The following is a 23,118-nucleotide window of genomic DNA, read 5'->3' on the forward strand; positions in this document are numbered from 1 at the left end:
GAGAGCACCCCCGCGCCGGCGACCGAGCCCGGCGAGGGCGTGCCCACCCAGGCACCGGCCGCGTTCGGCGCCTCGGTCGAGCACTACGAAAACTTCCCCGTGGCAAGCTGGCTGTGCCCCGCCCCGCTGCGCCCAGCCGTGGCCGCGCTCTACCGCTTCGCGCGCACTGCGGACGACATTGCCGACGAAGGCCAGGCCGATGCGCCGATGCGTCTGTCCGAACTGGCCGCCTACCGCGCGGCGCTGGACGATGCCTTCGCCGGCCGACCTATGCAGCCGCGCTGGCAGGCCGTCTTCACGCCCCTGGCCGCTGCCCAGCGCCGCCACGCCTGGCCCGTGGGCCTGCTGCACGACCTCATCAGCGCCTTCGAGCAGGACGTGCGGTACACCGCCAGCGCTCACCGCTACGCGGACATGGCCGAACTGCTGAGCTATTGCAAGTTGTCGGCCAACCCCGTGGGCCGACTGCTGCTGCACCTGTGGGGCGTGGACGGGCACGCCGCGCTGGAACGCAGCGACCGCATCTGCAGCGCCCTGCAGCTCATCAACTTCTGGCAGGACCTGAGCCGCGACCTGCCACGCCGGCGCGTCTACCTGCCCGCCGACGTGCTGCGCCGCCATGGCGTGGCGGTGGAGGACTTCCTGCCCGACACCGACGCCCAGGCCGGCGCCCCGGCCGGCGTCCGCGACCGGCCGCGCCAGGCCGTGGTGGCCGAGCTGTGCGCGCACGCGCGCGGCCTCATGCAGATGGGCGCGCCGCTGGTGCACCAGGTGAATGGCCGCGCCGTGTGGGAACTGCGACTGGTGGTGCAAGGCGGCCTGCGCGTGCTCGACCGCATCGGGTCCATCCAGCACCGCAGTTGGGCGCAGCGCGTCACGGTGGACAAGGGCGACCTGCCCCTGCTGCTGTGGCGCGCGCTGTGGATGTAGCGCGCCACTTGTCGTCGCGCGCGCGGCGGCGTCACAAGCGGGCCGTGCGCGCCGTCTTGTCTGGCAAGAGGGCGCCCACCGGCCGCTGTCGCATCCCGCGAGTCCTCGCCAACCCCAACGGACGAAGGACATCCCATGAAAGTCGTGATCATCGGAGGCACCGGCCTCATCGGCAAACAGGTCGGCGCGCTGCTGCGCCAGGGCGGCCATGAGGTGACGGCCGCCGCGCCGTCCACCGGCGTCAACACCCTCACGGGCGAAGGCCTGGCCCAGGCGTTGCAGGGCGCGCAGGTGGTGGTGGACGTGAGCAACTCGCCCTCCTTCGAACCGGCGGCGGTGATGGACTTCTTCCAGACGTCCACGCGCAACGTGCTGGGCGCGGCGCAGGCCGCCGGCGTGCGCCACCTCGTCGCGCTGTCGGTGGTGGGCACCGATCGACTCCCGCAGAGCGGCTACTTCCTGGCCAAGCTGGCCCAGGAACAGTTGATCCGCGCCAGCGCCCTGCCCCACACCATCGTGCGCGCCACGCAGTTCCACGAATTCCTCGGCGCCATTGCCGACGCCGCCACGCGCGAAGGCCGCGTGCACGCGCCCTCGGCCGGCATCCAGCCGATCGCTTCGGCCGACGTGGCCCTCGGCGTGGCACGCGCCGCCACCGCCGAACCCGTGAACGGGCTCACCGAGATCGCCGGCCCCGTGGCCTTTCGCATGGACGAGTTGCTGCGTGGCTGGCTGCAGCAACGCAGCGACGCGCGCGAGGTGGTGACGGACGAGAGCGCGGGCTACTTCGGCGCGCCGCTCAAGGCCGATTCGCTGCTGCCGGGCGCGGGCGCCTGGCTGGCGCCCACCACGCTGCAGGCCTGGTCGGCCGCGCAGGCGGCATCGTCAACGGCTGCCACGGCCTGAGGGCACGCCCCGCGACGGCTCAGTCCTCGCGCAGCGCGGCGAAACGCTCGACCAGGTGGTCGATCAACAGCCGCACCGCCGGCAACTGCCCGCGCCGCGAGGCGAACACCGCGTGGATGAGCTCTCGGCGGGGCGCCCAGCCGTCCAGCACGGGCACCAGTTCGCCCTGCCCGAATTCGGCCGTCAGCATCATGCGCGGCAACTGCACGATGCCCACACCCGCCACCGCCGCCGCGCGCAAGGCCAGCATGCCGCGCGTGACGTAGCGCGGCCGGTGCCGCACCTCGGCGCGCGCGCCGTTGGGGCCCTCCAGCACCCACTGATGCACCTCCTGCGGCTGGCCCAGGTCCATGCTCGGAAAGCGCCCCAGGTCCCCCGGGCCTTGCGGCACGCCCAGGCGCTCGATCAACGCCGGGCTGGCCACCAGGCACTGACTGCGCTCGGCCAGCACGCGCAGCGCGAGATCGCTGTCCTCCAGCGGCGGCGGGCGCACGCGCACCGCCAGGTCGAAGCCTTCGGCCACCACGTCCACGCGGCGGTTGGTTTCCTCAAGGTGCAGCTCCACGCGCGGGTAGCGCGCCAGGAAGTCGCCCAGCATGGTGCCCATGCGCGTGGCCAGCAGCGCCACCGGGCAACTCATGCGCACCACGCCGCGCGGCTCGCCCTGCGCCAGGGCGATGGACTCCTCCGCCGCCTCGGCCTCGGTCAGCATGGCGCGGCAGTGCTGGTAGTAGCCGCGCCCCGCCTCGGTGACGGAGAAGCTGCGCGTGGAGCGCAGGATCAGCCGCGCGCCCAGGCGCTCTTCCAGCAGCGCGATGCGCCGGCTCAGGCGGGACTTGGGGATGCCCAGCGCGCGGCTCGCCGGGGCAAAACCACCGTGCTCCACCACTTGGGCGAAGTAGTACAGGTCATTGAGGTCAGGCAGGCTCATCGTTCCACCCATAGAACAGTGAAGCCGATTATCACGGCCTACCCAAGGAATCGTTCCACCCATATCCTTGAAGCATTCCCCGTCCCGCCGGGGTCACCCCCTCAGGAGAAATCCATGCTCAAGCAGATCCAAGGTGTCTACAGCGCCCCCCGCCCCCATTGGGTGGGCGACGGTTTTCCGGTGCGTTCCCTGTTCAGCTACGGCGACCACGGCGCCCAGCTCAGCCCCTTCCTGCTGCTCGACTACGCCGGCCCAGCGCAATTTCCGCCGGCCGAACAGCCGCGCGGCGTGGGGGTGCACCCGCACCGCGGCTTCGAGACGGTGACCATCGTCTACGACGGCGAGGTGGCGCACCGCGACTCCACCGGCTCGGGTGGCCTCATCGGCCCTGGCGACGTGCAGTGGATGACGGCGGCCTCCGGCATCCTGCACGAGGAGTTCCATTCGCCCGACTTCACGCGCCGTGGCGGCGCCATGGAGATGGTGCAGCTCTGGGTGAACCTGCCGGCGCGCAGCAAGATGGAGCCGCCGGGCTACCAGAACATCCTGAACGCGCAGATCCCGTCGGTGGACCTGGCCGATGGCGCGGGCCGCGTGCGCGTGATCGCGGGCAGCTTCGAGGGCCACCAGGGCCCGGCGCGCACGCACACGCCGATGGATGTGTGGGATGTGCGACTGAACGCTGGCAAGACCGTGCGCCTGTCGCTGATCAAGGGCCACACCGCCGCGCTGGTGGTGCTGGCGGGCACCGTGCTCGTCAACGGCGAGGCCGTGGCGCGCGAGGCGCAACTGGTGCAGTTCCAGCGCGACGGTGATGCGCTGGAGATCGAAGCCAACAGCGACGCCAAGCTGCTGTTCCTGGGCGGCGAGCCGATCGAGGAGCCCGTGGTGGGCCACGGCCCCTTCGTGATGAACACGCGCGAGGAAATCGTGCAGGCGTTCCACGATTTCCAGAGCGGCCGGTTCGGGCGCATGGCGGCGAGCGCCTGAGGGCAGCCTGCGCCTGCGCAGGGCCCGCAAACAGGGCTCTGCGCAGGCGCGCGTGAGTGACTGCCCCTCAACTGGCCGATGGTAGATTCGGCCATGGCTTCTTCATTTGCTCCCAATTTCATAGTACAAAATCAATGGCTGACAAGGGCCTGGCACGGGAGTCTGGCTTCGGTCGGTCTCGTCTTGCTGGCGGCGTGCGGAGGCAATCACTCCAGCGCACCGTCCACCCCACCGCCGGATGTGGCGCCCATCACCGCGCTGAGCTACGACACGCCCAAGGCGCTGTACGTCACGGGCGAAGCCATCGCTGCCAACAACGCACAATTGAGCGGCGGGCCCACTGCCGCGTTCACGGTTTCACCGGCCCTGCCCAACGGGCTGAGCCTCGACGCACTGACCGGCGTGATCACCGGCACGCCCAGCACACTGCAACGTGAGGCGGGCTACACGGTGACCGCCAGCAACGCCGCGGGCTCGGTCCAGGCACAACTCGATCTGACCGTCACCGCACGCGGCGCGTGGACGTTCGTGGCCACCGTGCCCACGCCCCGGTACTACGCGACACTGTCTCGCCTGCCCGATGGCCGACAGCTGCTGGCGGGTGGTATGGGCGCTGGCGGGCCGACCAACGAAGCCGACATCTACGACCCCGCCGCGAACACCTGGGGCGCGGCGGCCGGCATGCTTGCCGCGCGCTCGGACCCCTCGGCCGTGGTGCTGGCGGACGGCCGCGTGCTGGTGTTCGGTGGCGATGCCGCGGGCATGACCACCCTGGCCAGTGCGGAGCTGTACGACCCCGCCGCCAACACCTGGACGGCCACGGGCAGCATGAACGAAGCGCGGGTGCGGGCAACGGCCACGCTGTTGCCGGACGGCAAGGTGTTGGTCACCGGCGGAACCCGGGACTCGGGAACCCTCGACCACTCGAACACGGCCGAAGTGTATGACCCGGCCACCGGCACCTGGGCCCTGCTGCCCACGCCGATGTCCAGCGCACGCACGCAGCACGCGGCGCAATTGCTGCCCGGTGGCAATACCTTGCTCATCGCGGGCGGCCTCAACGGCGGCGTGGCCGTCACCACCGCCGAGCTCTATGCGGTGGACGGCAGCGGCACCACGCCGATCCCCTACGGCGGCACCGGCAGTATCCTCGCGTCGGTGCGACTGGACGACGGCAGCGTGATGGTGGTGTCCGCCGGAAACACCACGGCGCGGCGCTTCGACCCCGCCACGTCGAGTTGGGCGACGAGCACCATGAGCGCCTCGCGATTGCTTCCCACCCTGACCCTGCTGGCCGACGGCCGCGTGCTTCTGGCTGGCGGTTCGACCCTGAACACCGCGGAGATCTACAACCCGGACCACAACGTCTGGACCACCGCGGCATCCATGGGCACCGCACGCAACCGGGCCGCGGCGGGCCTGCTCGACGACGGTCGCGTGCTGGTGGTCAGTGGCAGCAACACCGGTGGCGAGGTCAACTCGAGCGAGCGCTACGCGCCCTGAGGCTCGCGCGCGCGCTCAACCCGGGGCACTCAACCCAAGGCGCGCAACGGGTGCGCGTGCGCCGGCCAGGGCGACTCGAAGAACGCCGCCACCTCTTTGGCCGTCACGTCCTCGATGCGCGCCGGGTTCCACTTCGGCGCGTGGTCCTTGTCGATGGCCAGCGCGCGCACCCCTTCCACGGTTTCGCTCGCGGCGCCCGGGCGCAGGTGGAAGCAGTGGTGCACCAGGTCGCGCTCCATGCGCAGATCGTCTGCCAGGCCCATGCCGCGCGCGCGGCGGATCTGCTCCAGCACCACGTGCAGCATCAGCGGCGAGCGCTGGCGCAATGTCTGCAGCGTCTCCTTCGCCCACTCGCTGCCGCTGGACTCCAGCGCCGCCACCATGGCTTTCACGTCGCCCAGGCCGAAGACGGCATTGACCTCGGCCGTGGGCCAGGGCGCCGCGGGCACCGTGGTCTGCAGGTGGCTTTCCACCCAACGCTGCACTGCTTCGCCGTTTTCGAAAGGCGTGGCGCCCAGGCTGTCCCACAGCTTGGGCAGGCGCTGGGCCTCGATGTGGCCGTCGGCCAGGCCGACCGACAAGGCCTCGCGGCCCTGCAGAAGGCGGCCCGTGAGCCCCAGGTACTCGCCCACGTGGCCGGCGCAGCGGCTCAGGAAGTAGCCGCCGCCCACATCGGGGAAGAGGCCGATGTTGGTCTCGGGCATCGCCAGCTTGCTGCGCTCGGTCACGACGCGCAGGCTGGCGCCCTGGCTGATACCCATGCCCCCGCCCATGCAGATGCCGTCCATGAAGGCGATGTAGGGCTTGGGGTAGGTGTGGATCAGGTGGTTGAGCGCGTACTCCTCGGTGAAGAAGTCCTCGAGGGCGGGGTCGCCGGCCAGCGCCGCCTGGTGGAAGAAGCGGATGTCACCGCCGGCACAGAAGGCACCGAAGGCGCCTTCCTTGCCCATGCCGCGAATGGCCACGGCGAACACGACCGGGTCCTCGCGCCAGGCCAGCAGCGCCGCGGTGATCTCGCGGATCATGCCCAGCGACAACGCGTTCAGCGCTTTGGGCCGGTTGAGCGTGATCAGGCCCACGCGGCCCTGCACTTCGGTGATTACGAGTGATTCGGTCGATGACATGCGAGTACCTCCAACGGTGGTTCTTCTTCAGGCCCCGCGCCGGTCGCGGGCGGTACGGGCGTCCAGTGTCTGCACGCGCGGGGTGCCGCTGCGCGAGCGCCAGCCCAGCAGTTCGTTGATGAACAGCGCGCCGATGACCAGCGTGCCGCCGATCAGCACCTCGGCGCCCGGCGCCTCGCCCGCGCCCAGCCAGGCAAGCAGGATGCCGAAGATCACCTCCAGCAGCGCGAGCAGGGACACCTCGGGCGCCTTGAGCGAGCGCGCGCAGACCACAGCCAGCGCGCAGGGAATGGCCAGCTGAACCAGGCCGAGCAACGCGAGCCAGGCGATGTCGCCCCCCGTGGCCTCGAACGGCAAGGCCAACGGCAAGGTCAGCAAGGAAGAGATGAGCCCGCCCAGCAGCACCGAAGGCACCAGGTCGATCCTGCGGCCGTGGGTCTGGCTGCGCTGCATCACCGTCCAGTTGACGGCGCCGGCAATGGGCACGCACAGCGCCACCAGGGAGCCGATCACCAGCGCGCTGGTGTCGATGTCAGGCGTGGCGAAGGCCTGCAGGAACTGACTGCCATACATGTAGACGATGCCCAACCCCGCCGCCGCGATGGCAGCCCAGGTGCGCGGCGCCAGCGTCTGCCCGATGGTGAAACGCGCCAGCAGCGCGGTGAACAAGGGGCCCACCGCCATGATGATGAGCACGTTGGCCACGGTGGTGAAGGTCAGCGCCAGCATGAAGGCGGTGAACATCACGCTCCAGCACACACCACTCATCCAGAACGCCGAGGAGCCAGGCTGCACGCCCCAATGGCGCTGCAGCGGGCCCTGCCCCACCTCGTCCGTGAGGCTGCCGGCCGCGCGATCGGCCGATCGCCACAGCGGCAGGATGATGAGCAGCGACAGCGCGGTGAAGGCGCTGCGCCAGAAGGTCACCTCGAAGCGCGCCGCCGATTCCAGTTGGCGCGTGACCACGCCCGCGATCGACCACATCAGGGTCACCGCGACCATCAGGAACACCGCCTGCGTGTGAGTCAGGCGGCTCAGCAGGCGGAAGGACATCAGGCGTCTCGGGAAGCGCGCTTGCGCTCGTGCTCTTTCAGGAAGCGCTTGCGCAGGCGGATGCTCTTGGGTGTGATCTCGACCAGCTCATCGTCTTCGATGAACTCGACGCCGTACTCCAGCGTGAGCTGGATCGGCGGCGTGATCTTGATCGCGTCTTCCTTGCCACTGACGCGGAAGTTGGTGAGCTGCTTGGTGCGGGTGGCGTTCACCACCAGATCGTTGTCGCGGCTGTGGATGCCGACGATCATGCCCTCGTACACCGGGTCGTTCGCCTTGACGAACATGCGGCCACGGTCGTCGAGCTTGCCCAGGGCGTAGTTGAAGATCTCGCCATCGTCCATGCTGATCAGCACGCCGTTCTTGCGGCCGGCCACCTCGCCCTTGTGCGGCTCGTAGCCGTCGAAGATGTTGGCGATCAGGCCGGAACCGCGCGTAAGGTTGAGGAATTCGTTGGTGAAGCCGATGAGGCCACGCGCCGGGATGCGGTACTCCAGGCGTACGCGGCCACGGCCGTCCGGGTCCATGTTGACGAGCTCGCCCTTGCGCTCACCCAGCGCCTGCATCACGGCACCCTGATGGCCCTCCTCGATGTCGGCGGTGACCATCTCGATGGGCTCGAAGCGCTCACCGTCCACATCCTTGAAGACCACGCGCGGCTTGGACACCGCGAGTTCGTAGCCTTCGCGGCGCATGTTCTCCAGCAGGATCGTGAGGTGCAGTTCACCTCGGCCGGACACCTCGAACACACCGTCCTCGTCGGTTTCCTTCACGCGCAGGGCCACGTTGCTCTGCAGCTCCTTCTGCAGGCGGTCCCAGATCTGGCGGCTGGTGACGAACTTGCCTTCGCGACCGGCCAGCGGGCTGGTGTTCACGCAGAAATTCATGGTCAGCGTGGGCTCATCCACCTTGAGCATGGGCAGGGCCTGCGGGTTCTGCACGTCGGTCACGGTTACGCCGATGCCGATGTCGGCGATGCCGTTGATCAGCACGATGTCGCCCGGGCCGGCCTCGGTGGCCTGCACGCGGTCCAGGCCCTGGAAGGTAAGCACCTGGTTGATGCGGCCCTTGAAGGATTTGCCGTCCGGACCTTCCATCACCAGCACGTCGGTGTTGGGGCGGATGGTGCCGTTGCTGATGCGGCCCACGCCGATGCGGCCCACGAAGGTGGAGAAGTCCAGCGCGGAAATCTGCAATTGCAGCGGCGCGTTCGGGTCGCCCTTCTGCACGGGCACGTGCTTGAGCACCGTGTCGAACAGGGCGGACATGTCGGGCCCCCACTGCTCGCCCGCCGGGCCTTCCTCGAGCGAGGACCAGCCATTGATGCCCGAAGCGTAGACCACGGGGAAATCGAGCTGCTCGTCGGTGGCGCCGAGCTTGTCGAACAGGTCAAAGGCGGCGTTGATCACCTTGTCGGGGTTGGCGCCGGGCTTGTCCACTTTGTTCACCACCACGATGGGCTTGAGACCCAGCGCGAGCGCCTTCTTGGTCACGAAGCGCGTCTGCGGCATCGGACCTTCCTGGGCGTCGATCAGCAGCACCACGCCGTCGACCATGGACAGCGCGCGCTCGACCTCGCCACCGAAGTCCGCGTGGCCGGGGGTGTCGACGATGTTGATGTGCGTGCCCTTCCAGCTCACGGCGCAGTTCTTGGCCAGGATGGTGATGCCACGCTCGCGTTCGATGGCGTTGTTGTCCATCACCGTGTCCACGACCTTCTCGTGCTCGGCGAAGGTGCCGGACTGGCGCAGGAGCTGGTCGACCATGGTGGTCTTGCCGTGGTCGACGTGGGCGATGATGGCGATGTTGCGAATGGGTCTGGTCATGGTTGTGCCTCGCAGGCTTCGAGGATTTGCTGGATATCGGTGGGGCTCAGCAGACGCCCCGCAATGAGTTCGCCGCCCTGCGTGTGGGCCGTGCCCAGCAGAACGGACTGCGTTGGATCGGTAGGCGACGGGCCGAAGACGGCCACGCGCTCGCGGTTGGGCCAGTCGCCGCGGCGGCGCACACCGCTGAGGAACCGGCCGGCATGCTCCGCATCGAGCGTGACGCGCTCATGACCCGGGAGCAAATCCTCCAGCGGCCGCAGGGCCTGCAGGCGTTGGTCGTCGGCCATGGACTCGAGCGCGTCGAGCGTGGTGGCATCGCTCACGTCGAAGGGGCCGGTGGCCGTGCGCCGCAGTGCGATCAGGTGACCACCGCAGCCCAGGGCCTCGCCGATGTCCTCGCCGAGGGTCCGGATGTAGGTGCCCTTGCTGCAGACCACGCGCAGGCGCAGCTGAGGGGCCTCGCCCTGCAATTGCATGTCGAGCAGTTCGATGTCGTGGACCGTCACGCGGCGCGGCTCGCGCTCGACGGTTTCGCCATCGCGGGCGTACTCGTACAGGGCCTTGCCGTCCTTCTTGAGCGCGCTGTGCATCGGCGGCACCTGATCGATCTCACCCATGAAGCGGTCGAGCACTTCCACCACCTGGCCCACGGTGCAGGTCACCGGGCGGGTGTCGATGACCTCACCCTCAGCGTCGGCCGTGCTCGTGCGCACGCCCAGGCGCACCGTGGTTTCGTAGGTCTTGTCCGCGTCCAGGTGCAACTGGCTGAACTTGGTGGCGGCGCCGAAGCACAGGGGCAACACGCCCGTGGCCAATGGGTCCAGCGTGCCGGTGTGACCGGCCTTGTCCGCGCGCAGCAGCCATTTGGCCTTCTGCAAGGCCTGATTGCTGGAGAGGCCCAGCGGTTTGTCGAGCAGCAGCACCCCGTGCACGGGGCGCCGTTGCACCCTCGTGCGTTGGCGCTCCATGCTCAGTCCTCGTTCTTGGAACGCGAAGCGACCGCCTTGGAAATCAAGGCGTTCATGTCGGCCGCGCGCTCGGTGGTGCGGTCGAACACGAAGTGCAGCGTGGGCACGGTGTGGATGTGCAGGCGCTTGAACAGCGCATTGCGAAGGAAGCCCGCCGCGGCGTTGAGGCCTTCGGTGGCTTCGTCGGGGTTGCCGGTGAGCAGGCTGAAGAACACCTTGGCGTGCGCGTAGTCGGGGGTGACCTCGACCGCGTTGATCGTGACCATGCCCACGCGCGGGTCCTTCAACTCGCGCGCGATCAGCTCGGCCAGATCGCGCTGGATCTGGTCGGCCACTCGGAAACCGCGGTTGGGGACGGACGACGCCTTGCGGGGCATGGTGATCTCGCTTTGCCTGGGTGCTTACAGCGTGCGCGCCACTTCCTTGACCTCAAAGAATTCGAGCTGATCGCCCTCTTTGATGTCGTTGTAGTTGCGCAGCTTGATACCGCACTCGAAGCCTTCCTTGACCTCGCGCACGTCGTCCTTGAGGCGCTTGAGCGACTCGAGCTCGCCGGTCTGCACCACCACGTTGTCGCGCAGCAGGCGGTAGTGCGCGTTGCGGGTGACGAAGCCCTGCGTGACCATACAGCCGGCCACCGTGCCGATCTTGGACGCCACGAACACCGTGCGGATCTCGGCCATGCCGATGACCTCTTCGCGCTTTTCGGGCGCGAGCATGCCGGACATGGCGGCCTTCAGGTCGTCCACCGCGTCGTAGATGATGTTGTAGTAGCGCAGGTCGACCTCGTTGCCCTCGGCCAGCTTGCGCGCGCCGGCGTCGGCGCGCACGTTGAAGCCGATGACCACGGCACCGGCCGCGATGGCCAGGTTGACGTCGCTTTCGCTGATGCCACCCACGCCCGCGTACACGAGCTGCACCTTCACCTCGTCGGTGGAGAGCTTGAGCAGCGAGGCGGCGAGCGCTTCCTGCGAGCCCTGCACATCGGCCTTGAGGATGATCGGCAGGGTCTTGACCTCGCCGGCGGCCATGTCGGAGAACATGTTCTCCAGCTTGGCGGCCTGCTGCTTGGCCAGCTTGGTGCTGCGGTACTTGCCCGCGCGGTAGGTCGCGATCTCGCGCGCGCGGCGCTCGTCGGACATGACCATGAACTCGTCGCCGGCCTGCGGCACCTCGGCCAGGCCCTGGATCTCCACCGGAATGGAGGGACCGGCTTCCTTGGTGGCCTTGCCGTTCTCGTCAAGCATGGCGCGCACACGGCCCGAGGTCTGGCCCGCCAGCACCACGTCGCCCACCTTGAGCGTGCCGCTTTGCACCAGCACGGTGGCCACGGCGCCACGGCCCTTGTCCAGGCGCGCTTCGATCACCAGGCCCTTGGCCATGGCGTCCACCGGCGCCTTGAGCTCCAGCACCTCGGCCTGCAGCAGCACCTGCTCGAGCAGGTCGTCGATGCCCATGCCGGTCTTGGCCGACACCGCCACGAAGGGCGATTCGCCACCGAACTCCTCGGGCACCACTTCCTCGGCCACGAGCTCGGATTTCACTCGCTCGATGTTGGCCTCGGGCTTGTCGGCCTTGGTCATGGCCACCACGATGGGCACGCCCGCCGCCTTCGCGTGTTTGACGGCTTCCTTGGTCTGCGGCATCACGCCGTCGTCGGCGGCGCAGACGAGGATGACGATGTCGGTGGCCTGCGCGCCACGGGCGCGCATGGCCGTGAAGGCCTCGTGACCCGGGGTGTCGAGGAAGGTGACCATGCCGCGCGGCGTGTCGACGTGGTAGGCGCCGATGTGCTGCGTGATGCCGCCGGCCTCACCCGCCGCGACCTTGGTGCGGCGGATGTAGTCGAGCAGCGAGGTCTTGCCGTGGTCCACGTGGCCCATGACGGTGACCACGGGCGCGCGCGGCAAGGCTTCGGCCTGCTGTTGCGACACCTCTTCGTCCGTGAAGGCCTCGGGGTCGTCCAGCGCGGCCACCACGGCCTTGTGGCCCAGTTCCTCGACCAGGATCATCGCGGTGTCCTGGTCCAGCGACTGGTTGATGGTGACCATCTGGCCCAGCTTCATCAGTTGCTTGATCAGCTCGGACGACTTCACCGACATCTTGTGCGCGAGCTCGGAGACCGTGATGGTCTCGGGCACGTGCACTTCGATCTGCTTGAATTCGGCCGGCGCCTGGAACGAGCCCTGGCCGTCGCGCGAGTCGCGGTCGCCACGTCGGCCACCGCCACCGCGCGGACCGCTGCGCCAGTTGCCACGGCCCGAGCTGGTGTCGCCGCGGGTCTTGATCTCTTTCTTCTTGGCCGCGTCGTCCTTCCAGGTGGAAGACAGGTTCTCGGACTTGACTTCCTTCTTGCCGGCACCGGCCGCTGCGCTGCCCGGCGCGGCCGCGGGGGCCTTGGTGGGCGTGCCCGCCGGCTTGTGCAGCGTGCCTTTGAGACCCGCCTTGGCGTCGGCCGGCGGCTCGGGCTTCTTGGCGACCAGGGTCCTGGCCGGCGCGGCCATCATGGCGCGAATGTTCGCGGCCTCAGCCTCGGCCTTGCGGCGACGCTCCTGCAGTTCGGCGGCGCGCTGCTCCTCGGCCTTGCGCTCCTCGGCGACTTTGTCGGCGGCGGCCTTGGCCGCGGCTTCCTTGTCCGGACCCTTGACCTTCACGGCGGTGGTGGCGGGCTTGGCTGGCGCGGGCGCCGGTTCCTGTTCGGGCGTGACGGCCGGTGCGGCGGCCGCGGCAGCGGCTTCGCGTTCCTGGCGGGCGGCTTCGGCCGCTTCGGCAGCGGCAGCTGCCTTGGCTTCCTCGGCCTCACGCGCGGCGCGCTTGGCGGCCAGTTCCTCTTCCTGGCGGCGGATCAGCTCGGCCTGGCGGCGCGCTTCCTCTTCGCGGCGCGAAAGTTCGGCTTCATCCACCACCGGTGCGGCCGGCGCGGCAGGCTCTTCCATCACGGCGGGCGCGGCCACGGGTTCGTCGTCGCGCTTGATGAAGGTGCGCTTCTTGCGCACCTCGACCTGGATGGTGCGCGCACGGCCCATGGCGTCGGCCTGCTTGATCTCGGAAGTGGACTTCTTGACCAGCGTGATCTTCTTGCGCTCGCCGCCGGTGTTGCCGTGCGCGGCCTTGAGGTGGCCAAGCAACTGCTGCTTGTCCACTTCGGTGATGGGATCGGACGGCGCGGCCTTGCGCACGCCCGCGGCCGCGAGCTGCTCGAGCAGCACGGCGGCGGGTTTGTTCAGTTCGGCAGCGAATTCGGCGACGGTATTACTGGTCATGTGTTCTGTGCTCCGTGGGCCTCCGGGTGATCAGGACGGGGACTGCGCTTCGTCACCGGTGAACCAGTGCGCGCGCGCCTGCATGATCAGCTCGGTGGCTTGCGCTTCCGACTGGCCCGTGATCTCGGTGAGTTCGTCCGTCGCGAGATCGGCCAGGTCGTCGCGGGTGTGGATGCCGGCCTCGGCCAGCTTGGCGATCAGCTCGGGCGTCAGGCCGGTCAGGTCGCGCAGGTCCTGCGACACCTCCTCGACGCTCTCTTCGCGGGCGATCTCCATGGTCAGCAGCGCGTCCTTGGCGCGGGTGCGCAGCTCGTTCACGGTCTCTTCATCGAAGGACTCGATCTCCAGCATTTCCTGCAGCGGCACGTAGGCCACTTCCTCAAGGCTGGTGAAACCTTCCTCGATCAGGATGTCAGCGATCTCCTGGTCGACGTCGAGCTTGGCCATGAACACCGAGCGGATCGAGTCGGCTTCCTCGGCCTGCTTCTGGGCCGATTCGTCGGCCGTCATGATGTTGATGCGCCAACCGGTGAGCTCACTCGCCAGACGCACGTTCTGGCCGCCGCGGCCGATGGCAATGGCAAGGTTCTCCTCGTCCACCACCACGTCCATGGCGTGGCGCTCTTCGTCGACCACGATGGAGACGACGTTGGCCGGTGCCAGCGCGCCGATGACGAACTGCGCCGGGTCGTCCGACCACAGCACGATGTCCACGCGTTCGCCCGCGAGTTCGTTGGTGACGCCGTTGACGCGCGAACCGCGCACGCCCACGCAGGTGCCGATGGGGTCGATGCGTTTGTCGAAACTGTGCACGGCGATCTTGGCGCGCGAGCCGGCGTCGCGGGCGCATTTCTTGATCTCCAGCAGGCCTTGCTCGATCTCGGGCACTTCCTGGCGGAACAGCTCGATCATGAACTCGGGCGCCGAGCGCGACAGCAGGATGGGCGCGCCGCGCAGGGTCAAGTCGACTTCCATGATCATGGCGCGCACGCGGTCGCCGGTGCGGAAATTCTCCTTGGGGATCATCTCGCTGCGCTTGAGGCGGCCTTCCACCCGACCGCTCTCGATGATCAGGTCACCCTTGTCCATGCGCTTGACGGTACCGACGAAGATCTTGTCGCCGCGCGACATGAAATCGTTGAGCAGCATCTCGCGCTCGGCGTCGCGGATCTTCTGCAGGATGACCTGCTTGGCGGCCATGGCGCCAATGCGGCCGATGGGCACGCTTTCCACCGGCTTCTCGATGTAGTCGCCTTCCTCGATGTCCGCGATCTCGTCGCGCGCGTCGGTCAGGAGCTCTTCGGCATCGGGGTTCTGCAGGCCGGCCTCGTCGGGCACCACCAACCAACGGCGGAAGGTTTCATAGGCGCCGGTGTCCGGGTCCATGGCCACGCGGATGTCGACCTCGCCCTTGTAGAGCTTCTTGGTGGCCGAGGCCAGCGCCTGCTCGACCGCGCCCAGCACCACGTCGCGCTCGACGTTCTTTTCGCGCGAGATGGCATCGATCAGCATCAACATTTCGCGGTTCATCGTTCAGCCCACCTTTCCAATCCAGTACGGTCTGTTTGTTATGTCTTGTCGGCGTTTTCGGCGCCCGCCTCGCTGGCGGCGCCCCGGCCTTTGAAGTTCACGATCGGCGCCAGGCGCGCCTGTGAAATCTCGTCGAGCGTGAAGCCCAGCGCCTGCAGCGGCGCGGGCTCGCGCTTCTTGCTGACGCGCTGGCCCGGCTTCACCGGGGGCGCGTCGCTCCAGACGATCTGCCAGCCCCCTTCGGCCACGCGCTCGAGCGTGCCGCGGAATTTCTTGCGGTTGGCCGACACCGCGCCATTGGCGCCCAGCGGGGCCTTGAGCGTGATATCCACCATCTGACCTTCGAAACGAAGGAAATCGTTTTCCTGTCGCAACGGGCGGTCGATGCCCGGCGAGCCGACTTCCAGGCGCCGGTAGTCCATGCCTTCCACCTCCAGCGCGTACTGCAACTGGCGGGTGATGCGTTCGCAATCCTCGACGGTGACGAAGCGTTCGGGTGGCAGCGGCTGGCCTTCGGCCGGCGGTTGCCAGGGCCAGTCCACCGTTACGCGCAAGAGGCCGCCGGCGGACCGCTCCAGGTCCACCAGATCGAATCCCTGCGCGGTAACGATTTGCGCGACGGTGTCTTGCCAGCCCATGAATGAAGTGCGTCAGGCCGGCATCGGTTTCCCGCCCGGCCAAAAAAAAAGGGCCGGTGATTACCCGCCCATTTGGTCGTGAAGCGCGCATTGTAGCGCGCCCAGCGGGGGCTAGCAAGCCGCGAGCCAGCTTTTCCCGCGCGGGGGCGCTTGCCCGACGCCTGCTCCGTCCGCCGCCCGGCTTGATCAGGCCGCCGCCTGAACCAGCAGCCGCGTGTACGGGTGCTCAGGCGCCGTCAACACGTCCAGCGCCGGGCCGCGCTCGACGATGGCGCCGTCCTTCATGACGATGACCTCGTGCGCCATGGCGCGGATCACACCCACGTCGTGCGTGATCAGCAGGTAGCTCAAGCCCCGGTCGCGCTGCAGGCGCTGCAGCAGGGACAGCACCTGTTTCTGCACGGTCACGTCGAGCGCGCTGGTGGGCTCGTCGAGCACCAGCAGTTGCGGCTCGACGATCAGCGCCCGCGCGATGGCCAGGCGCTGGCGCTGGCCGCCGGAGAATTCGTGCGGGTAGCGCTGCAGCCAGTCGGCACCGCGCTGCGGGTCGTCCACCAGGCCCACCTCGGCCAGCAGCGCGGCCACGCGCTCGCGGCGCTGGTCTGCCGGCAGGTCCGGCCGGTGCACGGACAGGCCCTCGCCCACGATCTGCTCGACGGTGAGGCGCGGCGACAGCGAGGAGAACGGATCCTGGAACACCACCTGCACGCGCTGGCGCAGCGTGCGCAGGCGCTTGTCGCGCTTTGCTTCCGCCCAGCTGCTGCCGGCCACGTCCAGCCGACCCTCGAAGGGCAACAGGCCCAGCGCGGCCAGGGCCAGCGTGCTCTTGCCCGAGCCGGATTCGCCGATCACGCCCAAGGTGCCGCCGGCGGGCACGGCCAGGTCGGCGCCCTGCACCGCCGTGAACGACCCCTTGCGGAACCAGCCCTTGAAGCCGGGCATCGGTACGGGGTAGCTCACGCGCAGGCCTTCGGCGCGCATCACGGGAGCGGCGTCTGCCGCGGGTTCGGCCACGGCGCGCTCGGGCTCGCTGGCCAGCAGCTTGCGGGTGTAGGCGTGCCGTGGGTGCTCGAACACCTCGGCCACGGTGCCCTGCTCCACCAGGTGGCCCTTCTCCATCACGGCCACGCGGTCGGCGACGCGGCGCACCAGGGGCAGGTCGTGCGTGATGAGCAGCAGCGCCATGCCGTGCTGGCGTTGCAGGTCGGACAGCAACTCGAGGATCTGGCCGCGCAGGCTCACGTCCAGCGCGGTGGTGGGCTCGTCGGCGATCAGCAGTTTCGGACGGCTGGCCAGCGCCATGGCGATCATGGCGCGCTGGCGCTGGCCGCCGCTCAACTGGTGCGGGAAGGCGTCGACGCGGCGCTCCGGCTCGGGAATGCCGGTGGACGCCAACAGCTCCACCGCACCGGCGCGCGCCTGGCGCGGCGTCAGGCCGCGCTTGAGCTGCAGCACCTCGCCGATCTGGTTGCCCACGGTGTAGAGCGGGTTGAGGGCGGTCATGGGCTCCTGGAAGATGACCGCGACCTCGTCGCCGCGCACGCCGCGCAGCTCGCGTTCGCTCAGGGACAGCAGGTCATGCCCGCCCAGCAGGGCCTGGCCCGAGACCTCGGCGTTGACCACCAGGCGCAGCAGGGACAACGCCGACACCGTCTTGCCCGAGCCCGATTCGCCCACCAGCGCGAGCTTCTCGCCCGGGGCGATGGAGAAATCGATGCCGTGCACCACCGGCTGCCCCTGGAAGGCCACCCGCAGGTCGTGCACGTCGAGCAGGGCTTCAGACATCCTGTTTCCTCGGGTCCAGCGCGTCGCGCAGCGCGTCGCCCATGAAGGTGAGCAGCAGCAGCGTGAGCACGAGCACGCCGAAGGTGGACAGCGAGATCCACCAGGCGTCGATGCTGTTCTTGCCCTGGCTCAGCAGTTCGCCCAGCGAGGGCGTGCCGGGCGGCACGCCCAGGCCCAGGAAGTCGAGCGAGGTGAGCGCGAGGATGGCCGCGCTCATGCGAAACGGCAGGAAGGTCACCACCGGCGTCAGGCTGTTGGGCAGGATGTGGCGCCAGATGATCTGGGCGTTGGACAGGCCCATGGCGCGCGCGGCGCGCACGTAGTCGAGCTGGCGGTTGCGCAGGAACTCCGCGCGCACGTAGTCGGACAGGCCCATCCAGCCGAACAGGCTGAGCAGGATGAGCAACAACCCGACACTGGGCGCGAACACGGCCGAGAAGATGATCAGCAGGTAGAGCTCGGGCATGGAGCCCCAGATCTCGATGAAGCGCTGGAACGCGAGGTCCGTCTTGCCACCGAAGAAGCCCTGGATGGCGCCCGTGACGATGCCCAGCACCACCCCGATGGCGGTGAGCGCGAGCGCAAACAGCACACTCACGCGAAAGCCGTAAATGAGCTGCGCCAGCAGGTCGCGCCCGCGGTCGTCGGTGCCGAACCAGTTGGCGCGGCTGGGGCCCGACGGGTTGGGTTTCTCGGCGAAGTAGTTGATGGTCTGCGAGCCATAGGGGTTGGGCGCGTAGAGCGCCCAGTTGTCGCCCTGGGTGATCTGCTTGCGGATGAAGGGGTCGAGGTAGTCGGCGGGGGTTTCGAAGTCGCCACCGAACACCGTTTCAGGGTAGTCCCGGACGATCGGAAAGTAGGTCTGCCCCTCGTAGCGCACCACCAGCGGCCGATCGTTGGACAGCACCTCGGCAAACAGGCTGGCCACCACGAGCACGCAGAAAAGCACCAGGCTCCAGTAGCCCAGCCGGTTGCGTTTGAAGCGAAGCCAGGCGCGCCGACTGGGGCTGAGGGAAGCGGTGGCCATCAATCGAACTTCACGCGCGGGTCGACCCACACGTAGCAGAGGTCGGAGATCAGCTTGGTGACCAGGCCGATCAGGGTGAACAGGAACAGCGTGCCCAGCACCACCGGGTAGTCGCGGCGGATCACGCTCTCGTAGCTCAGCAGGCCCAGGCCGTCGAGGGAGAACAGGGTCTCGATCAGCAGCGCGCCGGTGAAGAAGGCGCCGATGAAGGCGGCCGGGAAGCCCGTGACGATGGGGATGAGCGCGTTGCGGAACACGTGCTTCCACAACACCTGGCGCTCGCCCAGGCCCTTGGCGCGTGCGGTCATCACGTACTGCTTGCGGATCTCTTCGAGGAAGGCGTTCTTGGTGAGCATGGCCGTGACCGCGAAGCTGCCCAGCACCATGGCCGTGACCGGCAGCGTGATGTGCCAGAGGTAGTCCGCGATGCGCGCGCCCCAGGAGAGCTCATCCCAGTTGGCTGAGGTGAGGCCGCGCAGCGGGAACCACTGCAACTGGCCGCCGAAGATGACCAGCAGCGCCACGCCCAGCACGAAACCCGGAATGGCATAGCCCACCAGCACGATCAGGGTGCTGATCAGGTCGAAGCGCGAGCCCGCCCGCACCGCCTTGGCCACGCCCAGCGGCACGGCCACGCCGTAGCTGATGAGGAAGGTCCACAGCCCCAGGCTGATGGACACGGGCAGCTTCTCGACGATGAGCTCGGACACGGGCTTGTTCTGGAAAAAACTGGTGCCCAGGTCGAAGCGCGCGAAGCGGCCGATCATCTCGACGAAGCGCTGATGCGCGGGCTTGTCGAAGCCGTAGAGCGCCTTGATCTGCTCCAGCCGCTGCGGGTCGACGCCCTGCCCACCCCGGTACACCGAGCCACCCTCCGCGCCAGTGCCACCGGCGGCGCGCGCCTCGGCCAGGTACTGCTCCACCGGGCCGCCGGGCACGAACTGGACCACCACGAAAGTGATCAGCAGCACGCCGAACAGCGTGGGCAGCATGAGCAACAGGCGTTTGAGGATATAGGCCCACATGGCGCGTCAGTCCTGTCGCGGTGGGGCAGCCCACCAGGAATCAATGGCCCAGGCTTCGCCGGGGGCGTAAGGGGGCATCTGAGGCGGGCGTTGCAGCCGCCAGGCGTTGTAGGCCATGCGGTGCGTGGACGCTGACCACTGCGGGATCAGGATGTGGCTGTGCGAGATGGCGCGGTCCAGCGCGCGGCAGGCGGCGATGAAATCGGGCTTGGTTTTGGCGCCCACCATGCGGGTGATGATCCGGTCCACCGCCGGATTGGCGATACCGGAGAAGTTTCCCGAGTCGGGCGTCTTTGCGGCCTGGCTGCCGAACAGGTCGGCGTACTCGGCACCGGGGTTGGGCGTGCCCTGGAAATTGATGGAGATGATGTCGAAGTCGAAGGTGCGCAGGCGCTGCTGGTAGAGCGCGAAGTCGACCGGGCGAAAGCGCAGGGTGATGCCCAGCTTCTCCAGATTGCGGATCCAGGGAGAAACGACGCGAGCACCCGTCTCGTTGCTGTCCAGATACTGCAGCACCATGGGTTCGCCCTGGGCGTTCTTGAGCAAGCCGTCCTGCACCGTCCAGCCCGCTTCGCGCAGCAAGGCCTGGGCCTGGCGCAGGTTGTCGCGCAGGGAGTGGTCGCCGTCGGTGCGCGGCGGCGAATACATCGGACCGAACACGGCCGGCGGCAGCTGCGCGCGGCCGGGCTCCAGCAGGGCCAGTTCGTCGGGCGACGGCGTGCCATCGGCCGCGCACTCGGTGTTGCCGAACAGGCCGCGCACACGCTGGTAGGCGCCGTAGAACATCTGGCGGTTCATCCACTCGTAGTCCACCGCCAGGCCCAGGGCCTCGCGCACGCGGATGTCGTCCAAGGGCTTGCGCCGCGTGTTGAGCACGTAGCTCTGGAAACCGGTGGGCAGCTTGTGCGTGAACTCGCCCTTGACCAGCTCGCCGCTGTCGAACTTGCGGCCGTTGACGCGGCGCGCCCAGTCGCCGGCCGAGAAGAAGCGCATCAGGTCGAACTCGCCGGCCTTGAGCGCCTCCAGCCGCGCGGTGCTGTCCTTGTAGATCTTGACCGTGATGCGGTCGAAATTGGCCGTGCCCCGGCGCACCGGCAGGTCGCGCGCCCAGTAGCCCGGGTCGCGCACGTAGGTGATGTCGCGGCCGAACTTCACCGGGCCGATCTTGTACGGGCCGCTGCCGATGGGCGGGTCCATCACCACCTTGTCGAAGGTCTTGCGCTGACCGGTGGCGGGGTCGATCTCATTGCCCCACTGGTGGCTGAAGATGGGGATGGCGCCCACGGTGAGTGGCAGCTCGCGGTTGGGCACCTTGAAGCGAAAGCGCACGGTGCGCTCGCCCAGCACGTCCAGGCCCGCCACATCGGCCAGGATGGTCTTGTAGGCCGGCGAGGTGTGCGGCCCCAGCAGGGTGTCGAAGCTGAACTTCACGTCGGCGGCCAGCACCGGGTCACCGTTGTGGAACTTGGCCGTGTCGCGCAGGTGAAAAGTCACTGACAGGCCGTCTGGCGCGGCCTGCACGTCCTCGGCCAGCAGGCCGTAGCCCGCGCCCGTCTCGTCCAGCGCACCCGTCAGCAGCGAATCGAACATCAGCTCGCCGAGGTAGGCCGGCGCGCTGCCGCGCAGCGTGAAGGGGTTGTACTTGTCGAAGGTGCTGACGCGCAGGTTGCTCACCAGGCGCAGCTCGCCCCCCTTGGGGGCCTGCGGATTGACGTAGTCGAAGTGGGTGAAGCCATCGGGGTACTTCAGCTCACCCCAGATGGCGTAGCCGTGCGCGGCCCACAGCGCCGGTGCCGCCAGGGCCAAGGCCCCCGCCACGGCCCAGCGGCGCAGCGTGTGGGGGAAGGGACGGCTCATGACGTGCATGCGACAATTCTGCGTGATATTTTTCCGGAGTCCGATCAATGGGTTTTCTCGCTGGCAAGAAGTTCCTCATCACCGGGGTGCTGTCCAACCGCTCCATCGCCTACGGCATCGCCAAGGCCTGCCACGAACAAGGCGCTGAACTGGCCTTCAGCTACGTGGGTGAGCGCTTCAAGGACCGCATCACCGAGTTCGCGGCCGACTTCGGCTCCACGCTGGTCTTCGACTGCGACGTGGGCGACGACGCCCAGATCGAGAAGCTGTTCAGCGACCTCTCCCAGACCTGGCCCAAATTCGACGGTTTCGTGCACGCCATCGGTTTCGCGCCGCGCGAGGCCATCGCGGGCGACTTTCTGGATGGCCTGTCCCGCGAAGCCTTCAAGATCGCGCACGACATCAGCGCCTACAGCTTCCCGGCCATGGCCAAAGCCGCCCTGCCCCACCTCAGCGATCGCGCCGCCCTGCTCACGCTGAGCTACCTGGGCGCCGAGCGCTGCGTGCCCAACTACAACACCATGGGCCTGGCCAAGGCCAGCCTGGAGGCCTCGGTGCGCTACCTGGCCGAGTCCCTGGGCCCCAAGGGCATGCGCGTCAACGGCGTGAGCGCCGGCCCCATCAAGACGCTGGCCGCCAGCGGCATCAAGGGCTTTGGCAAGCTCATGAACCTGGTGTCCACGGTGTCGCCGCTGCGCCGCAACGTCACCATCGAGGACGTGGGCAATGCCTCGGCCTTCCTGCTGTCCGACCTGTCCTCGGGCATCACGGGCGAGATCATCTACGTGGACGGCGGCTTCAGCCACGTGGTGGGCGACTCGAGCCAGGCCGAGTGAGCCGGCTCATCTGACGACGCCAGACCCGCCACCCGGCGGGTTTTTTTTCGGCTGTTCAACGCGGTGCGTCGGGCCGCACGCGAACGAAACTGGCAAAGCGGGGCACGCCGCTTTCGTTGAGCCCGCGAAAACGGTAGGTCACCCAGGTGCCCACAGCGGGCGGCTGGTCGCGTTCGGCGTCGGTGAAGCCGGTGCCCAGCTTGAAGCGCAGGCCTTGCGGCGTCTGCACCACCAGGGCCCCCATGCGGCCCGCGTGCCGGCCTTTGCCGGGCACATGCCCGACGACACGCGCCTCGGCGTCCTCATGGGTCTTCACCTTGAGCAGATCGTCGTTGCGCACCGCACGGTACGGCGCATCGCCCCGGTGCAGCATCAAGCCTTCCCCGCCGTCACGCACCATGCGGTCCAGCCGGGCCATCAGTTCGGCGTGGCTGCCCACGCGCTCTTGCGGCACCGCCTGCACCCAGGCCTGATCGATGCGCCGCACCAGCCGGCCATAGGCCTCGATGCGCTCCGTGAAGACGCCCGGATGCGCGGGGAGATCGAACACCATGAAGCGGATGCGGCGCCAGGCCGCGTCATCGGGCGTGAGCTGACGCACGGTGGACATGGCTTCCTCGAAACGGCCGCGGCCGGCCCAGAGTTCACCGTCCATGGGCTCGGCGGGCCACTGCGCCGTGAACCAATCCGGCGCGGCAATGGTCTCGCCACCTCGCGTGCGCAGGCGTTCACCATCCCAGAAGGCGCGCAGGCCATCGTACTTCTCGCTGAGCCAATAGTCGGCCAGCCGGACGCCCGGGCGGTAGACATTGGCCAGCATCAGCGCGGGCGCGTCCGCCGACCAGGCCGCGAGCGGCGCGAGGCCCGTCCCCAGCAGCGCGGCGGCCAAGCCGCGCAGCAGCACCCGTCTCGAGAATCTCACG

The 23,118-nt window shown here is 68.5% G+C and carries 19 protein-coding genes; 5 read left to right on the forward strand and 14 right to left on the reverse strand.

Translation table 11 applies throughout. From position 1 onward, the window contains the following. The first annotated feature begins 39 nt into the window (after nucleotides 1–39). A complete protein-coding gene (gene hpnC / locus BN948_RS12835) occupies nucleotides 40–930 on the forward strand; it encodes a squalene synthase HpnC (RefSeq protein ID WP_035621954.1) in 891 nt (296 codons plus the stop codon). A gap of 135 nt (nucleotides 931–1,065) precedes the next feature. Then, nucleotides 1,066–1,836 carry an SDR family oxidoreductase gene (locus BN948_RS12840; protein ID WP_009520273.1) on the forward strand — a complete coding sequence of 257 codons (771 nt, stop codon included), beginning with the start codon at nucleotides 1,066–1,068 and terminating at the stop codon, nucleotides 1,834–1,836. 19 nt (nucleotides 1,837–1,855) lie between these two features. Here BN948_RS12840 and BN948_RS12845 read toward each other — a convergent pair whose 3' ends face one another. Beyond that, complete coding sequence (locus tag BN948_RS12845; protein WP_009520274.1) at nucleotides 1,856–2,767, reverse strand: LysR family transcriptional regulator; 912 nt, start codon at nucleotides 2,765–2,767, stop codon at nucleotides 1,856–1,858. A 114-nt stretch (nucleotides 2,768–2,881) separates the two neighbouring features. Here BN948_RS12845 and BN948_RS12850 point away from each other — a divergent pair, with 114 nt between their 5' ends. Both BN948_RS12850 and BN948_RS12855 read left to right on the forward strand, forming a co-directional pair. Further along, nucleotides 2,882–3,757 (forward strand): pirin family protein, encoded by an 876-nt coding sequence (locus BN948_RS12850; RefSeq protein WP_009520275.1) that lies wholly within the window; start codon nucleotides 2,882–2,884, stop codon nucleotides 3,755–3,757. A 240-nt stretch (nucleotides 3,758–3,997) separates the two neighbouring features. After that, the gene (locus BN948_RS12855) at nucleotides 3,998–5,260 is read left to right on the forward strand and encodes a Kelch repeat-containing protein (RefSeq protein WP_009520276.1); all 1,263 of its coding nucleotides are present in this window, start codon (nucleotides 3,998–4,000) and stop codon (nucleotides 5,258–5,260) included. A 29-nt stretch (nucleotides 5,261–5,289) separates the two neighbouring features. Here the strand turns inward: BN948_RS12855 and BN948_RS12860 are convergent, their stop codons facing one another. From BN948_RS12860 to BN948_RS12915, 12 genes are all read right to left on the reverse strand, one after another. After that, entirely contained in the window at nucleotides 5,290–6,384 is a 1,095-nt protein-coding gene (locus BN948_RS12860; RefSeq protein ID WP_009520277.1) for an enoyl-CoA hydratase/isomerase family protein, read from the reverse strand. Nucleotides 6,385–6,411: 27 nt separating this feature from the next. Next, entirely contained in the window at nucleotides 6,412–7,437 is a 1,026-nt protein-coding gene (locus tag BN948_RS12865) for a DMT family transporter (protein ID WP_009520278.1), read from the reverse strand. After that, nucleotides 7,437–9,263: a translational GTPase TypA gene (gene typA, locus BN948_RS12870; protein ID WP_009520279.1), complete on the reverse strand. Its 1,827-nt coding sequence runs from the start codon at nucleotides 9,261–9,263 to the stop codon at nucleotides 7,437–7,439. The genes BN948_RS12865 and typA overlap by 1 nt, the downstream gene beginning before the upstream one ends. Further along, entirely contained in the window at nucleotides 9,260–10,234 is a 975-nt protein-coding gene (truB, locus tag BN948_RS12875) for a tRNA pseudouridine(55) synthase TruB (protein WP_009520280.1), read from the reverse strand. The genes typA and truB overlap by 4 nt, the downstream gene beginning before the upstream one ends. Nucleotides 10,235–10,236: 2 nt before the next feature. Next, nucleotides 10,237–10,611 carry a 30S ribosome-binding factor RbfA gene (gene rbfA, locus BN948_RS12880; protein WP_009520281.1) on the reverse strand — a complete coding sequence of 125 codons (375 nt, stop codon included), beginning with the start codon at nucleotides 10,609–10,611 and terminating at the stop codon, nucleotides 10,237–10,239. 24 nt (nucleotides 10,612–10,635) lie between these two features. After that, nucleotides 10,636–13,497, reverse strand: a complete 2,862-nt coding sequence (gene infB / locus BN948_RS12885) for a translation initiation factor IF-2 (RefSeq protein ID WP_009520282.1) — start codon at nucleotides 13,495–13,497, stop codon at nucleotides 10,636–10,638. A 30-nt stretch (nucleotides 13,498–13,527) separates the two neighbouring features. Next, nucleotides 13,528–15,027 (reverse strand): transcription termination factor NusA, encoded by a 1,500-nt coding sequence (nusA, locus tag BN948_RS12890; RefSeq protein WP_009520283.1) that lies wholly within the window; start codon nucleotides 15,025–15,027, stop codon nucleotides 13,528–13,530. A gap of 38 nt (nucleotides 15,028–15,065) precedes the next feature. Further along, on the reverse strand, nucleotides 15,066–15,665 hold the full coding sequence (rimP, locus tag BN948_RS12895; protein WP_009520284.1) for a ribosome maturation factor RimP: 600 nt from the start codon (nucleotides 15,663–15,665) through the stop codon (nucleotides 15,066–15,068). A 186-nt stretch (nucleotides 15,666–15,851) separates the two neighbouring features. Then, nucleotides 15,852–17,450 carry an ABC transporter ATP-binding protein gene (locus tag BN948_RS12900; protein ID WP_009520285.1) on the reverse strand — a complete coding sequence of 533 codons (1,599 nt, stop codon included), beginning with the start codon at nucleotides 17,448–17,450 and terminating at the stop codon, nucleotides 15,852–15,854. Next, complete coding sequence (locus BN948_RS12905) at nucleotides 17,443–18,477, reverse strand: ABC transporter permease (RefSeq protein ID WP_009520286.1); 1,035 nt, start codon at nucleotides 18,475–18,477, stop codon at nucleotides 17,443–17,445. Before BN948_RS12905 ends, BN948_RS12900 begins: the two co-directional genes overlap by 8 nt. Beyond that, the gene (locus BN948_RS12910) at nucleotides 18,477–19,502 is read right to left on the reverse strand and encodes a microcin C ABC transporter permease YejB (protein WP_009520287.1); all 1,026 of its coding nucleotides are present in this window, start codon (nucleotides 19,500–19,502) and stop codon (nucleotides 18,477–18,479) included. The genes BN948_RS12905 and BN948_RS12910 overlap by 1 nt, the downstream gene beginning before the upstream one ends. 6 nt (nucleotides 19,503–19,508) lie before the next feature. Further along, a complete protein-coding gene (locus BN948_RS12915; RefSeq protein WP_050980734.1) occupies nucleotides 19,509–21,359 on the reverse strand; it encodes an extracellular solute-binding protein in 1,851 nt (616 codons plus the stop codon). A 47-nt stretch (nucleotides 21,360–21,406) separates the two neighbouring features. On the opposite strand from BN948_RS12915, the gene fabI reads away from it, so the two are divergent. Then, complete coding sequence (gene fabI, locus BN948_RS12920; RefSeq protein ID WP_035621960.1) at nucleotides 21,407–22,195, forward strand: enoyl-ACP reductase FabI; 789 nt, start codon at nucleotides 21,407–21,409, stop codon at nucleotides 22,193–22,195. A gap of 55 nt (nucleotides 22,196–22,250) precedes the next feature. Here fabI and BN948_RS12925 read toward each other — a convergent pair whose 3' ends face one another. Further along, complete coding sequence (locus BN948_RS12925) at nucleotides 22,251–23,117, reverse strand: DNA ligase (protein WP_411914403.1); 867 nt, start codon at nucleotides 23,115–23,117, stop codon at nucleotides 22,251–22,253. Between the last annotated feature and the right edge of the window lies 1 nt (nucleotide 23,118).

Origin of the sequence: Hydrogenophaga intermedia, from assembly GCF_000723405.1 — a bacterium.
Taxonomy (GTDB): Bacteria; Pseudomonadota; Gammaproteobacteria; order Burkholderiales; family Burkholderiaceae_C; genus Hydrogenophaga; species Hydrogenophaga intermedia.

What these genes read in the sequence shown, in the direction of transcription:
- BN948_RS12840 (WP_009520273.1), top strand. Translation starts at nt 1,066, where the DNA reads ATGAAAGTCGTGATCATCGGAGGCACCGGCCTCATCGGCAAACAGGTC.
- BN948_RS12845 (WP_009520274.1), bottom strand. Translation starts at nt 2,767, where the DNA reads ATGAGCCTGCCTGACCTCAATGACCTGTACTACTTCGCCCAAGTGGTG.
- BN948_RS12850 (WP_009520275.1), top strand. Translation starts at nt 2,882, where the DNA reads ATGCTCAAGCAGATCCAAGGTGTCTACAGCGCCCCCCGCCCCCATTGG.
- BN948_RS12860 (WP_009520277.1), bottom strand. Translation starts at nt 6,384, where the DNA reads ATGTCATCGACCGAATCACTCGTAATCACCGAAGTGCAGGGCCGCGTG.
- BN948_RS12865 (WP_009520278.1), bottom strand. Translation starts at nt 7,437, where the DNA reads ATGTCCTTCCGCCTGCTGAGCCGCCTGACTCACACGCAGGCGGTGTTC.
- typA (WP_009520279.1), bottom strand. Translation starts at nt 9,263, where the DNA reads ATGACCAGACCCATTCGCAACATCGCCATCATCGCCCACGTCGACCAC.
- truB (WP_009520280.1), bottom strand. Translation starts at nt 10,234, where the DNA reads ATGGAGCGCCAACGCACGAGGGTGCAACGGCGCCCCGTGCACGGGGTG.
- rbfA (WP_009520281.1), bottom strand. Translation starts at nt 10,611, where the DNA reads ATGCCCCGCAAGGCGTCGTCCGTCCCCAACCGCGGTTTCCGAGTGGCC.
- infB (WP_009520282.1), bottom strand. Translation starts at nt 13,497, where the DNA reads ATGACCAGTAATACCGTCGCCGAATTCGCTGCCGAACTGAACAAACCC.
- nusA (WP_009520283.1), bottom strand. Translation starts at nt 15,027, where the DNA reads ATGAACCGCGAAATGTTGATGCTGATCGATGCCATCTCGCGCGAAAAG.
- rimP (WP_009520284.1), bottom strand. Translation starts at nt 15,665, where the DNA reads ATGGGCTGGCAAGACACCGTCGCGCAAATCGTTACCGCGCAGGGATTC.
- BN948_RS12900 (WP_009520285.1), bottom strand. Translation starts at nt 17,450, where the DNA reads ATGTCTGAAGCCCTGCTCGACGTGCACGACCTGCGGGTGGCCTTCCAG.
- BN948_RS12905 (WP_009520286.1), bottom strand. Translation starts at nt 18,477, where the DNA reads ATGGCCACCGCTTCCCTCAGCCCCAGTCGGCGCGCCTGGCTTCGCTTC.
- BN948_RS12910 (WP_009520287.1), bottom strand. Translation starts at nt 19,502, where the DNA reads ATGTGGGCCTATATCCTCAAACGCCTGTTGCTCATGCTGCCCACGCTG.
- BN948_RS12915 (WP_050980734.1), bottom strand. Translation starts at nt 21,359, where the DNA reads ATGAGCCGTCCCTTCCCCCACACGCTGCGCCGCTGGGCCGTGGCGGGG.
- fabI (WP_035621960.1), top strand. Translation starts at nt 21,407, where the DNA reads ATGGGTTTTCTCGCTGGCAAGAAGTTCCTCATCACCGGGGTGCTGTCC.